Source organism: Streptomyces sp. NPDC059443, from assembly GCF_042750105.1.
GTDB lineage: Bacteria > Actinomycetota > Actinomycetes > Streptomycetales > Streptomycetaceae > Streptomyces.
Window position 1 is genome coordinate 216,862 of the sequence record NZ_JBHYVM010000006.1, and the last position, 13,084, is coordinate 229,945.

12 protein-coding genes are annotated in these 13,084 nt (G+C 72.7%); 8 read left to right on the plus strand and 4 right to left on the minus strand.

All coding sequences use genetic code 11. From position 1 onward, the window contains the following. Positions 1–72: 72 nt before the first annotated feature. Positions 73–4,059 carry a hypothetical protein gene (locus ACFXDJ_RS08470; protein WP_384848472.1) on the minus strand — a complete coding sequence of 1,329 codons (3,987 nt, stop codon included), beginning with the start codon at positions 4,057–4,059 and terminating at the stop codon, positions 73–75. A gap of 146 nt (positions 4,060–4,205) precedes the next feature. Here ACFXDJ_RS08470 and ACFXDJ_RS08475 point away from each other — a divergent pair, with 146 nt between their 5' ends. Further along, positions 4,206–4,421: a hypothetical protein gene (locus ACFXDJ_RS08475; protein WP_384661723.1), complete on the plus strand. Its 216-nt coding sequence runs from the start codon at positions 4,206–4,208 to the stop codon at positions 4,419–4,421. Positions 4,422–4,593: 172 nt separating this feature from the next. Here ACFXDJ_RS08475 and ACFXDJ_RS08480 read toward each other — a convergent pair whose 3' ends face one another. Together ACFXDJ_RS08480 and ACFXDJ_RS08485 are read right to left on the minus strand one after the other, a co-directional pair. Beyond that, complete coding sequence (locus ACFXDJ_RS08480; protein WP_384661726.1) at positions 4,594–4,827, minus strand: hypothetical protein; 234 nt, start codon at positions 4,825–4,827, stop codon at positions 4,594–4,596. Between the two features lie 149 nt (positions 4,828–4,976). Then, entirely contained in the window at positions 4,977–5,363 is a 387-nt protein-coding gene (locus ACFXDJ_RS08485; protein WP_384661728.1) for a hypothetical protein, read from the minus strand. A 280-nt stretch (positions 5,364–5,643) separates the two neighbouring features. Here ACFXDJ_RS08485 and ACFXDJ_RS08490 point away from each other — a divergent pair, with 280 nt between their 5' ends. From ACFXDJ_RS08490 to ACFXDJ_RS08500, 3 genes are all read left to right on the plus strand, one after another. Next, positions 5,644–6,855, plus strand: coding sequence for a pyridoxal phosphate-dependent aminotransferase (locus tag ACFXDJ_RS08490; RefSeq protein WP_215033672.1), 1,212 nt, complete (start codon positions 5,644–5,646; stop codon positions 6,853–6,855). A 110-nt stretch (positions 6,856–6,965) separates the two neighbouring features. Next, a complete protein-coding gene (locus tag ACFXDJ_RS08495; RefSeq protein ID WP_384661732.1) occupies positions 6,966–7,358 on the plus strand; it encodes a hypothetical protein in 393 nt (130 codons plus the stop codon). 241 nt (positions 7,359–7,599) lie between these two features. Beyond that, positions 7,600–7,950 carry a hypothetical protein gene (locus tag ACFXDJ_RS08500; protein WP_384848475.1) on the plus strand — a complete coding sequence of 117 codons (351 nt, stop codon included), beginning with the start codon at positions 7,600–7,602 and terminating at the stop codon, positions 7,948–7,950. Between the two features lie 21 nt (positions 7,951–7,971). Here ACFXDJ_RS08500 and ACFXDJ_RS08505 read toward each other — a convergent pair whose 3' ends face one another. After that, positions 7,972–8,391 carry a hypothetical protein gene (locus ACFXDJ_RS08505; RefSeq protein WP_384661737.1) on the minus strand — a complete coding sequence of 140 codons (420 nt, stop codon included), beginning with the start codon at positions 8,389–8,391 and terminating at the stop codon, positions 7,972–7,974. Positions 8,392–8,534: 143 nt separating this feature from the next. Here ACFXDJ_RS08505 and ACFXDJ_RS08510 point away from each other — a divergent pair, with 143 nt between their 5' ends. The 4 genes from ACFXDJ_RS08510 to ACFXDJ_RS08525 form a co-directional block, all read left to right on the plus strand. Then, a complete protein-coding gene (locus tag ACFXDJ_RS08510; RefSeq protein ID WP_384848478.1) occupies positions 8,535–9,614 on the plus strand; it encodes a substrate-binding domain-containing protein in 1,080 nt (359 codons plus the stop codon). A 12-nt stretch (positions 9,615–9,626) separates the two neighbouring features. Further along, positions 9,627–10,808, plus strand: coding sequence for a toxic anion resistance protein (locus ACFXDJ_RS08515; RefSeq protein WP_384661743.1), 1,182 nt, complete (start codon positions 9,627–9,629; stop codon positions 10,806–10,808). 38 nt (positions 10,809–10,846) lie between these two features. Next, complete coding sequence (locus ACFXDJ_RS08520) at positions 10,847–12,454, plus strand: substrate-binding domain-containing protein (protein WP_384661748.1); 1,608 nt, start codon at positions 10,847–10,849, stop codon at positions 12,452–12,454. Next, on the plus strand, positions 12,441–13,084 hold a 644-nt coding region (locus ACFXDJ_RS08525), incomplete at its 3' end, for a hypothetical protein (RefSeq protein ID WP_384848481.1). The genes ACFXDJ_RS08520 and ACFXDJ_RS08525, both read left to right, overlap by 14 nt.

Sequence of the window (13,084 nt, forward strand, 5' to 3'; positions counted from 1 at the left end):
AGGTGGCCGCGCCCGCCGCGGGGCTCTTTCAGCGAGCGGCGGACTCGGAATCAGGCTCGGGCTCGGGCTCGGTCACCGACGTCGCCTTCCGCCGCCGAAGGGGTCCTCGCTGGAGAACTTGATCGTCCCGAACCGCCCTGTCTCCGGGTCGTAGTTGACCGAGACGTGGCGCTTCAAGCCGGTGAAGGTCTCGTCGAAGTGGACGTAGTAGCGCTGCTGTCCCGGTCCGAGCGCCGGATCGAGGTTGTCCGACATGGCCTTCGGCCCTTCGACTCCGGTCCGCTCCCAGCTCTCCATGAAGTCGGTGTTCGGCCGGCCCTCCAGATCCGCCAGTACCTCGGCCTCTATCTCGGCGTTCGACGTCGGGTGGTACGGCGCCTCTTCGGCTCCGGACGGGCCGGAGTCCGCATGCGGGTCGTCCTCGTGCCCGGGTGACGGTTCGTCCAGGCCGGCCCCCGGCTCGGCGTGGCCGGAGGCCCCGCCCGGTGGTTCGAACTCGGAGATGTGGCCGAGATAGCCGGCGCTCTCCTTGCCGGAGCCGAACTTGCCGCTCTTGCGCTGGGACCAGAGGTTGCCGGCGCGGTCCTCGTAGATGTCGAAGTGCGCGACGGCTCCGTCGACCTGGCCCTGCTTGAGCGCGTGCGGATCGACCCCGTGTTCGCGCAGGTACGCCTCGGATCGTTTGACCAGGTCGCCGACGGGGCGGTCGGGGGGTGCGCCGGGTTCCTGGCCGGGGCCCGTCTCGGGCTCGTGCGCGTCGTGGTCCCCCGCGGGTTCGAGGTCCTCGCCGTGCGCGGTGCCGGATTCGGCGGGGCCGGCCGCGGGGGCCCCGCTCACGGGCCCCGACCCGGACCCGGACCCCGCCCCCGCCCCCGACCCGGTCTCCGTCACGGGCCCGGTGCCCCCCGTGCCGCCGCCGGAAGGGCCCTCGTGGCCGCCGGCCATCGCGCGGGGGGTGTTCGGGTCCGCGCCGCCGCCCCCGCCCCCGCCGCCTCCGTCGATGGAGGTGAGCTTGGTGCCGCCCGGCGTCTGCTGCTGGCCGACCACCACCGGACCGTCCGTCCCGGTGCCTCCCAGAACCTGCTCCTGGACCTGCTCGTTGGCCTGCGGCCCCTCCCCCGCGTTGGTGTTCGCGGCCTCCTTGCCCTGGAACTCGGGCGGCAGCTCGGCCAGCTCGACGGGCTCCAGCGGTACGGCGTTGTCGTTCGCGACGGCGTTGTCGTTCGCCGCGAGCCCCTCCACAGGGGCGGAACCCGGAGCCGGGGCCTGAGTCTCCGCAGCCGCAGCCGCGGGAGCGGGAGCGGGCGCGGGCGCGGTGTCCACCGCCGGGGCCGGGGCCGGGGCCGGGTCGACGGCGGGTACGTCGACGGCCGGAGCCGGAGCCGGGGCCGGGGCTTCCACGCCGCCACCGCCGGAGCCACCCGCCGGCGCCGCGTCCACCGCCTGCGCCGGGGGCTCCGTGACGCCCCCGCCCTCCGTGACCCCGCCGCCGGAACCAGCGGCGGTGCCGATCTTCGTCATGTTCTCCGCGAGCATGGTGCCCACCGCGGTGCCGGAGCCGGCCAGCCTGGTCTGGATCCCCTCCATCGCGCCGCCGATCCGGGGACCGACCGCCTTGCCGAGCTTGTCGCCCGCGATCTGCATCGCCATCATGCCCATGGCGTTGACGTCCTCGCCCATGGCCATCGACTCGCGTTGCAGATCGGCGGCCTTGCTTGCGGTGGCGGCGTCGATGAGGTTCTTGATGAACACGAGCCCGTTCAGTACGAGGGCCACCTCGGCCGCCGTGACCGCCCACGGGCCGACCGTCGCCGCCACCGTGCTGCAGATGCTGATGACCGGGAGCAGTACGGGCGCCAGCGTGCCCCAGGAGACCAGGATCAGCGCGGCGGAGATCGCGATGATGGCCACGGCGAGCCCGGCGACGGAGCCCAGTACGACCGTGACGCCCGTGGAGATGTCGGCCGCCGACTTCAGCAGGTTGCCCAGGGGATCGCGCCGCCACTGCTCCCGGCTCAGCAGGTTCGCGCCGCCGCCGAGGATCATGCCGAGGCCCTGGACGACCCCGCCGAGCGACACCCGCGGGTCGACGAACCCGCGCAGGATGCCCAGTCCGAACTTGGGCCAGTTCGTCTGGCCGAGCGAGCCGAACGTACGGGAGAACGTCAGGCGCAGCGCGAGGGACGCCTTGTCCGCCGTGCCGAGCGTGGCGAAGTCACCGTGGGAGGCTTCGTTGATCTCGGCGAGTTCCTGTTGTCTGCGCCGCTCCGCCCCGGCCAGCGCGGCCGCCCGCCCGGCGGCGGTCTGCTCGTCGCCGGTGATCCACGCGGCGGCGTGCTCGAACGAGGGGAACCGCTCCCGCTCGCCGCTGCCGCCGGACCCGGCCCCGGACCCGGCTCCGCCCCCGCCCGCCGCCTCGCGCTGGATCACCGGAGCCGGCCGGCCGGACCGCCGCGCCGCCGCGAACCCCTCCGGCCCGGCCTCGTAGACCATCCGTACGCGCGGGTCGCGCTGCGGCGGCGGGCCCGGCAGCCCCGCCAGCTCGGAGCGGTGGCTCTCCTGCGCGGCGTGCAGCCGGGCCTCCAGTCGTACGGAGTTGGCCGTCACCGCCGCCGCCCGCTCCTGCTGCGCGACCGCGCCCGCCTCGATCTCCCCGGGCTGGTCGGCGAGCCCCTCGACCTGTCCGCGTGCCGCCTCGTTCATCGAGGTCAGCTCGGCGAGTTTGCCGTCGGTCGCGGCGAGTTGCTGCCGGGTGCCCGCGATCGTCGTCTCGCTGGCGCTGTTGTCGGCCTGGGCCCGCGCGGCCTCCTCCTGCAACTGCTGTGCGCGCGCCCCGGTCCGGTCGACCGCGGTGTCGATGCTCGTGAGGTTGTCGCTGACCCGGGTGATCTGACCGGACTGCTCCCGGGACTTGGCCGCGGCCTCGGGGTCGGCGGGGGCCGCACCGGCCGCGTTGGCGGCCAGGTCGGCCGATTCTCGGGCCATCGGGCCGGTCTGGCCGCGCCCGGAGTCCGCCCGGGCGGCGATGCCGGGGGCCCCGCTCGCGACGGTCTGCGCCGTCTCCTTCGAGCTGTCGAGCGCCGTCGCCGCCTGTTCGGTGACCGTACGCCGGTGCGCGACGTGCCCCGACACCGTCTGGATGGAGCCCGCCGCCTCGTCGATCCTGCCGCGCGCCTCGGTCAGCGCGCCGCGCAGCCCGAGGGCCCGCGCGCGGTGGGCGGTGGCATCGACCGCCAGTCCGTGGGCGCCCTGTCGGAGCTGGACGAGCCGGGTGGCCACGGCCGCGGCCGCGGCGTCACCGGCCGGGCCGACGGGCAGCGGCGCTCCCGTGCTGTCCACCGGCTCCGTCATGACCGGGACCGCCACCTCCGGCGGCGCCTCGGGCGCGGTCAGGGCCGCGGCCTGGGCCTGCGCCGCGGATGCCTGCGCGTCGGCGGTGGCCCGTGCGGCGGCCGCGGCGCCGGCCGGGCCGGCGTCGGCCCCGGCCGGCGCGGCCGCGGTCCGCTCCGCCACCACGGGCCGGGCGGGCGCCGCCGCCTCGCTCTTGGTCTCCGACGCGGTGGACCGTACCTGGGAGGCGGGACCGGAGACCCGGTCCGGCTGGGCGAAATTGCCCTGCTGGCGGGCGCGGGCCTCGGCCTTCGCGGCGGGATCCGGCTGCGGGGGCGGTTCGCCCTCGTGCTCGGCGGCGGTCTCCCGCGCCTCGGCGGCCACGGAGTCCGCGCGGGAGGCGATCTCGGCCTGCTGCCCGCCGTCCGCTGCGCGCTGCACTACGGGCCCGCCGGTGGCACCGGTGGCTCCTGTCGCGCGGGGCCCGCCGGGCGCCCGGGCGGTCGCGCCGGTCGCGCCGGTCGCGCCCAACATCGCGCGGACGGCTCCGTTGCCCGCGCGCCTTTGCAGGGCGACGACGGCTGCCGGAGTCAACGCGGACCGCGGGCGCCCGGCCGCCCCGGTCCCGGGGGCTTCGTTCACGGGGCCCGGCTCTACGGGCCTTCGCAGTGCCGTGGAGCGGTCCGGACCGGTCTCGTGGTGCGGCTCGGGGCCGGCCGACTCCGCCATGACGACGCCTCCGCCCCGCTCGGTTGCCCAGCCACCGTAGGGACGGGACGGACCGGCGTGAACGGCGTACGAAGAGGGGCCGGGGGCAGCATCGCCTGCCCGATCGGGCAGACCCCAACTCTTGGCGGCAGTCCTACACTTCCGGCATGGAGACCGGGCCGGACGGCAGGAGGCGCGTGGACCTGGCGGTCCTGCCCGCGTGGGCCAAGCTGCTGCTCGCCGTCGGCACGGTCGCCCTGGTCGGCGGGACCGCCCTGCTGCTGCGCGCCCCCTCGGGCCACCGCACGGTCCCGGCGACCGCGATCGCCGCCGCCGTCATCGCCTTCGCCCTCGCCTCCTGGCGCGGCCGGCCCCGCCGCTGAGCCCCTGCGGGCGGCGGTACGGGTACGGGTACGGGCGCACCTGCCGGAGCGGAACCGGGCGGACCGGGCAGGGTCGCACCGGGCCGGGCAAGGCCGCGCCGGGCCGGGGGCCGCGCACCGGGCCGAGCAGGGCAGGGCCGGGCCGGGCCCGACAGCGCAACGCCGGGCCGACTTACAGGTACTCGCGGGCGAACTCCACCGCCCATTCGACCGCCGCCACCGGGACGCTGCCCGAGCGGGGGTCGATGGTGAGGCAAGCGGTCTCCCAGTCCCTGTCGTGCTCGCGGTGGATGGCGAAGACGGCCGGGGCCCCGGCCCCGCACACCGTGGCCCAGAACTCGATGGCCCGGTCGTCCCCGTCCGAACCCAGCGCCTCGATCACCATGTCTCCGACCATGAACTCCACTGCCCCACCCCTCAAGCGATCCCGTTGCGGCCAGCCTCCACCGGGGCGGGCCGGACCGCATGAGTGCGCGTACTCATGGCCCGTACTCAGGCAAGTGGGCCACGGGCCCGTGAGCCTCAGGCAAGTCGACCTCGGGCCGGCGGCGGGCCTCAGGCCGGCAGGCCCCGGGCCCCCGCCAGCAGGCGCCGCCAGCGGGGCCGCTCCGTCACCAGGCAGGCCGCGGCCAGCACGGTCACCAGGGCCGCCGCCCAAAGCGGCCAGACGGCCCAGGACGCGGCCACCGCCGCGGCCAGCTGGAGCAGGACCAGGGCGATGGTCACCGCGCCCGGGACCGGGACCATCACCTGGGCCTTGTCCCCCGGGGTGGCGAACACCGTCGGGAGGGCGATCAGCAGCACCACGGAGGCCACCGCCGCCGTCACCGACCAGCCGGCCAGGGCCCAGGGGGCGGCCACCCAGGCACACAGCTCCGTCGCGAACCGGAATGCCGAGGCCAGGTCCGCCTTCGGCCTGCCATTTCTCCCCTTGTCGCCCATCTCCCGCGCCCTCCGCTCCTCTTGATCACCGCCGCGCGCCGCGCACACCTTAAGGGGCCTCCCGGAGCGGCCAGGGTGACGAGCGCAACACCGGTCCGGCCGCTCCCCCCGCCCCCACCCATTCCGCAGGCCGCAGCGGTGGACCGGCCCTGGTTTCCAAGGGCATGCGGCACCCGTACCCAAGGTTCGCGCGAAAGGGGACATATCGGGCCACCGGCAGCCGCCCGCTCCCCCGCCGAATACCGGAGCGCGCTCGCACGCGGACCCGTAAGCTCCCGTCATGCAGGTGATCCAGTCAACGAAACTCGCCAATGTCTGCTACGAGATCCGCGGCCCCGTCCTCGAAGAGGCGATGCGGCTCGAAGCAGCAGGTCATCGCATCCTCAAGCTCAACACCGGCAACCCCGCGGCCTTCGGCTTCGAGTGCCCGCCGGAGATCCTTGAGGACATGCTCCGCAACCTGGGCAACGCCCACGGGTACGGGGACGCGAAGGGGCTGCTGTCCGCGCGTCGCGCGGTGATGCAGCACTACCAGACCAAGGGCATCGACCTGGACGTCGAGGACGTCTACATCGGCAACGGCGTCTCCGAGCTGATCCAGATGTCGATGCAGGCGCTGCTCGACGACGGCGACGAGGTGCTCGTCCCGGCGCCGGACTATCCGCTGTGGACCGCTTCCGTCAGCCTGGCCGGCGGCACCGCCGTGCACTACCGCTGCGACGAGCAGTCCGACTGGATGCCGGACCTCGCCGACATCGAGCGCAAGGTCACCGACCGCACCCGGGCGATCGTGATCATCAACCCGAACAACCCGACCGGCGCCGTCTACGACGACGAGATGCTGCGCGGGCTCACGGACATCGCCCGCCGCCACAACCTGATCGTGTGCTCGGACGAGATCTACGACCGGATCCTCTACGACGGCGCCACGCACACGAACACCGCCGCGATCGCCCCGGACCTGCTGACGCTCACCTTCAACGGGCTCTCCAAGAACTACCGCGTCGCCGGCTACCGGTCCGGCTGGATGGCGGTGTGCGGACCCAAGAAGCACGCCTCGTCCTACATCGAGGGCCTGACGATCCTGGCCAACATGCGCCTGTGCGCGAACATGCCCTCCCAGCACGCCATCGCCACCGCGCTCGGCGGACGCCAGTCGATCAACGACCTGGTCCTGCCCGGCGGGCGGATCCTGGAACAGCGCGACACGGCGTACGACCTGCTGACGCAGATCCCCGGCATCACCTGCGTGAAGCCCAAGGGCGCGCTGTACCTCTTCCCGAAGCTGGACCCGTCCGTCTACAAGATCAAGGACGACCGGCAGATGGTCCTCGACCTGCTGCGCGAGGAGAAGATCATGGTCGTGCACGGTACGGGCTTCAACTGGCCCGAGCCCGATCACTTCCGGATCGTGACCCTGCCCAACGCGAAGGACCTGGCCGACGCGGTGACCCGGATCGGGAACTTCCTCGACGGCTACAGCCAGCCGTAGGGGCCCCAGCGACCCCGGAACGGCCCGACACGCCAGTCGGACAAGATTCAACTCAACTTTAGACCGAATCCAATGTAGGATGGTCTCCTGACCACGCAGGAGGCCACCTCATGTACGAGCCGATCCGGACCAAGCCGGTCGATCCCCGCATGGACGGCCGCCCCACCGAGTACCCGCGCAGCAGCCGCGCCGAGGCCCTGGACATCCAGCTCGCCGGCCACCTCGCCGCGCTGCTCGCCGTCACCGACGAGCTCGGCCTCGACGGGGCCGCCGCGGACATAGCCCGCCAGGTGACCCGACTGCGCGGGGCGCAGCCCACCCGCGCGCCCCAGAGCCCCGGCCAGGACGCCGAGAGCGCCGCCTCGCTGCACCAGCGCGCCCACGACCTCGCCGCCCGCGCCCTGCTCGTCGCCGCGTCCCGCGCCGACACGACCGTCGCGATCCTCGCCGCCGAGCGCATGGACGCGCACGCCGCCGCGCTCGACCTCGTCGGCGCCCACTGACGGCCCCGGTCCGGGGCCGCGGAGGCTCCGGACCGGGTGCCATTGCCCTGCGGGGCTTTGCTTGTAACCCGTTTCGGGCTCGGCCCGGAGCCGGTAAAGACCTGGGGCTCCGCCCCAGACCCCGCGCCTCAAACGCCGGCGGGGCTGGTTTGTCCCCGGCGGGGCTGAACGGGGGGTAGCGGGGTTTCCGGACAGCCGGTACAACATGTCTGACAACTGCCTTGCCGGGGGGAAACAGAACATGGACCAGCCGAACGTGATGCGCCGCACCGGGGTGGTCCTGGCCCTGCTGCTCGGGACCCTGCTCTTCGCGGGACCGGTGGCCGCCGAGGCCGCGCCTCGGACCCAACAGGTCTCGTACGCCCAGAACGTGACTCAGACTCCGCCCCAGCAGCGCTCCGCGCTCGTCCAGAGCCACCCGGCCAAGGCCTCCGAGTCGACGACGTCCGGGAAGCCGAAGAAGTCCAAGAAGTCCAAGAAGAAGGGCTTCAGGGCGTTCGGCATCATCCTCCTCGTCATCGGGATCGTCTTCATCGTGGCCGTGGGCCTGCTCATCTGGTTCCTCGTGCAGCGCTCCCGCAACCGCCACTGAGCCACCTGGCTGCCTGGCCGCCTACGGAGCCACCGCGAAATCGGCGGCCGCCACCCCGCACCACGGGACCGCGTCCGGGGGCCAGACCGGGCCCAGTGAGTCTCCGTGCTCCCTCGCCCCCGGAAGGACCCCCGGGATCTTGACCAGGGCCTGGGCCCAGCGGTCGCCCGGGGACCGGGTCGCCTTCTCGCGGAACTCCACGGTGACCACGTAGGCCCCCTTGTCCGGGAAGCGGTTCACCGCCTCGACCGAGGCCACGACGCGTCGGCTCGCCGGATCGATCCGGCAGTCGGTGATCCGTACGTCCTCCCTCGCCGTGGCGGCGGACCGCGGCGCCGGCGCGCTCCCGGCCCACACGTACAGCCCGAGCGGGGCGAACACCAGCATTCCCGCCACGCACACCAGGGCGACCAGCCAGCCCTGCCACTTCAACGCGCTCACGCCCATGCCACGATCCTCCCGGCCGCCCGCCCCGGCCACCAGCACCCGCGGAGTCACACAGCATTTCGAAGTGGGACCGCCTGGTCACTCCCCGTTCACTCAACTCAACGCGGAATGTGGGTTTCCGCGAGCACGCTGCACCCGTGAGACGCATCCTAGGAATCGCCCTGGCGGTCCTCCTGATCGGCGGCGTGATAGCCGCCATCGCTCTCGGGGGCAAGAAGCCGGAGGGCACGGCAACGAAGACCGTGCATGGCGTCATCGGTTCGGAGAAGTCCGAGTTCTTCCGCGACCCCGACGTCGTCAAGGCCCTGAAGGACAAGGGCTACACCGTGAAGACGGAGACCTCGGGCTCCTGGGCGATGGACCAACTCGCCCTGAAGGAGTTCGACTTCGCCTTCCCCAGCAGCAATGAGCCGGCCGCCGAGATCGAGGCCGCGGCCGGGGTGAAGGGCGCCCAGACCGCCAAGCCCTTCTTCTCCCCGCTCGTCGTCATCGCCCGCGCCAACGCCGCCAAGGTACTGACCGACCACGGCCTCGCGAAGATGACGGGCAAGAACACCGGCACGCTCCTCCTCGGCCCGTACCTGAAGGCCGCGGACGGGCAGAAGAGCTGGCAGGAACTCCAGGGCGGCACCAGCGCCTTCCCCGAGCTGAACGGCACGATGTTCATCCGGACCACCGATCCGGCCACCTCCAACTCGGGCGCCCTCTTCCTCGCCACGACCTCGAACGTCGCCAACAACTCCACCGTCGTCTCCGACGACGCCGGGATCGAGCGCACCGCGCCCCTGATGCGCAAGATGGTCTCCGTCCAGGGCGCCATGCCGCAGTCCACCGACGACCCCTTCCGGGCCTTCCTCAGCGGCAGCGGCGAACCGCTCATCCTCGCCTACGAGTCCCAGGTGGCCAGCCTGCTCCTCCAGAAGCAGGATCCGGGCGACATGGTGGTCCTCTACCCGGACACCACCGTCAACTCCCCGCACACCTTCGTGCCGATCAGCGAGAACGCCAAGGACCTCGGCGCCCTCCTGGTCTCCGACCCGGCCCTGCGCACGCTGGAGATCCGCCACGGGTTCCGGCCGCAGGAGGGACTGGCGGAGTTCACCGCCGCGACCGCGCCGTACACCGCGTACCTCAACCCGGGGCTGACCGGCATCCGCCAGGTCGGCGCCCCGACCGTCAAGATCCTGATGGCGCTGGCCGCGCGCGCCAAGGGATAGGGGGACCACACGATGACACTGACACCGCCCGAGGACGCCCCGCTCGTCCTCACCGCTCCCGAGCCCGTCGCCCCCGTCAAGCGGGAGCAGGCCTCCGGCCTCGTACCGCTCCAGGACGGGGTGCGCGAGGAGATGGCCCGCCGGGCCGGGGAGTACGTCGGCTCGCTGGCCGGCATCGACAGCCGCTCCCCCGAGTTCGCGAACCGCATCGGAGAGATCGCGGGCCTCGGCTCCGCCGACATCCGCAGCGCCGCCCAGCAGTCCAACCGGATGCTGGAGCGCGCCGTACGCTCCCTCGGCTCGGACGGCGGCGGCGACGCCCAGGGCCGCGTGGCGAACTCCCTGGTCGAACTGCGGCGCACCGTCGCGGACCTGGATCCGAGCGACACCCCGGCCAAGGGGTTCGGCAAGCTCCTCTCGAAGCTCCCCGGCGGGAACAGGTTCCGCGACCACGTGGCCAAGTACGCCTCCTCCCAGGCCACCCTCAACCGGATCGTCGGCGCCCTGCGCGGCGGCCAGGACGAGCTGCGCCGCGACAACGCGGCCCTGCACACCGAGCGGGCCCGACTGTGGGAGACCATGGGCAAGCTCCAGGAGTACGCGGTGCTCACCGAGGCCCTGGACGCGGCCGTCGAGCAGCGGATCGCCGGCCAGGGCGACCCCGGGCAGGCCGACGCGCTCCGGGTGGACGTGCTGTTCCCCGTCCGGCAGAAGCACCAGGACCTGCTGACCCAACTGGCCGTCTGCGCCCAGGGCTACCTGGCGATGGACGTGGTCCGGCGCAACAACGAAGAGCTGATCAAGGGCGTCGAGCGGGCCGCGACCACCACGGTGTCCGCGCTGCGGATCGCCGTGATGCTGGCCTCGGCGCTCGACAACCAGAAGAAGGTGATCGAGCAGGTCAACAGCTTGCGCGACACCACCGAAGGCCTCATCCGGGGCAACGCGGAGATGCTGGCCACGCAGAGCGGGGAGATCCAGCGGATCGCCGCCGATCCGGCGGTGGGAGCCGAGACCCTGCGGACGGCCTTCGCGCAGATCTACAAGACCCTCGACGCCATCGACACCTTCAAGGTGCAGGCGACGGAGAACATGGCGGCCACCGTGGAGTCCCTGACCGGAGAACTCCAGACCGCCTCGGCGTACCTGGCGCGCACCCGCACCGCGAGCGCCCTGGAAGGCGGCGACCGATGAACGGCATCGGCATCGGCATCGGCATCCGAAGCGCCGTGATGCGCAGAAGGCTCGCCGCCGCGGTGGCGCTGGCCGCGACCCTGCTCGGGGCGAGCGCCTGCACCTCCGAGAGCAGCTCCGGCGGCTCCGGCCAGCCGAAGAAGTCGGTGTACCAGGAGGGCAAGCTCCGGGTCCTGGCCTCCAGTGAACTCTCCGACATGGACGAGGTGTTGAAGGCGGCCAAGACCGCCACCGGGGTGAGCGTCGAGCTGACCATGTCGGGCACCCTGGACGCGGTGGAACAGATCGCCACGGGCAAGGCGGACGGAAAGTACGACGCCGTCTGGCTCTCCTCCAACGACTACCTGCGGCTGCGGCCGGAGGCGGCGGGCAAGCTGTCGAGCGAGACCCCGCTGATGTCCTCCCCGGTCGCCATCGGCGTGAAGCCGCAGGCGCTGGCGCGGCTCGGGTGGAAGCCCGAGGAGGTCACCTGGTCGGCGGTCCACGAGGCCGTGGCCGCCGGGAAGCTGACGTACGGGATGACCGACCCGGTGCGCTCCAACTCCGGTTTCTCCGCGCTGATCTCGGTCGCCTCGGGCCTGTCGGGAGCGCAGGCGGCGCTGACCGACGCGGACGTGGCGAAGGCGCAGCCGAAGCTGAAGGAGTTCTTCACCGGGCAGAAGCTGACCTCCGGTTCCTCGGGATGGCTGGCGACGGCGTACGAGAAGCGCGGGGACGTGGACGCGCTGGTGAACTACGAGTCGGTGCTGCTGTCCATGAACCGGGACGCGAAGACGAACCTGACGGTGATCCGGCCGCTCGACGGCGTGGTCACCGCCCACTACCCGCTGACCCTGCTGACCTCGGCCCCGGCCGGGGCCCGCGAGTCGGGCCGGGCGCTGACCGAGTACCTGAGCGGAGCCGAGGCCCAGAAGGCGATCACCGAGAAGACCTTCCGCCGGCCGGTGGCGGCCGGGGTGGCCCCGGCGGCCGGGCTGAACGCGGACAAGCGGCGCGAGCTCCCCTTCCCCGGCACCCGGTCGGTGGCGGACGGGCTGCTCGCCTCCTACGAGAACGAGCTGCGCCGGCCCTCGCGCACGGTGTACGTGCTGGACACCTCGGGCTCGATGGGCGACGACAACCGCATCGGGCGCCTGAAGGACGCGCTCACCGACCTTACGGGGACGGGGACTTCGGGGACCGGGCAGCGGTTCCGGGACCGCGAGGAGGTGACGCTCCTGCCGTTCGGTGACAAGGTGAAGAAGGTACTGACGCACGTGGTGGAACCGGGCAATCCGGGACCGGCCCTGGATGCGATCCGGGGTGACGTGAAGTCGCTGAAACCGGACGGGGGCACGGCCATCTACAGCAGCCTGGAGGCGGCGTACCAGCACCTCGGCGAGGGCAACACGGACGCGTTCACCTCGATCGTGCTGATGACGGACGGGGAGAACACCTCGGGCGTCGGGGCCAAGAACTTCGACTCCTTCTACGCGGGGCTGCCGGAGGCGCAGAAGCACACGCCGGTCTTCGCGGTGCTCTTCGGGGATTCGGACCGCAAGGAGCTCGGCCACATCACCGAACTGACCGGCGGACGGCTCTTCGACGCCACCGACGGCAACGGTTCGCTGAACGGAGCCTTCGAGGAGATCCGTGGCTACCAATAGGGTCCTCGGTTACCTCGAATCGAAGAAGAACCTGGCCGGCAGCGCCTGCGGGGTGGTCGGAGTGGGCCTGACGCTCGCCGGGGTGGCCGGTACCTACTGGCCGGGGGTGGTCGCCGGGCTGTACGCGGCGGGCGCGCTCATCGCCCCGCCGGACGTGCCGGCACCCCCGGAGCCGCCGGAGCCCTCCGAGCAACTGGGCTTCATACGCGATGACTTCGCCCGACTGCGGGAGTACATCGGCGAAGTGGACCTGCCGTCGGGCCCCGCCGGGATCCTGGCCTCGCTGCTGGAGCTGTACGCGGCGATGCTGGAGCCGGGGTGGGTGGCCGGGGTACTGGCCGCCGATCCGGATGCGGTGCACGCGCTGACCCGGGCGATCCGCACGGACGTGCCCGAGTGCGTGGACACGTACAACCGGACCCGCTGGTGGACCAGGCTCACGCCGGGCGGCGAATCGCCCGAGCGCCACCTGGAGCGGCAGCTGTCGCTGCTGCACGAGGAGGCACAACGCCAGACGGCGGACCTCCGTGAAACGGAGGTTCCCCGGCCTCAGACGCCCCCGACCCTTTTTGTTATTAGAAGGGTAAACACAGGCGGGGGATACACCCGCAGACAGTGTCCGGGGGCAGC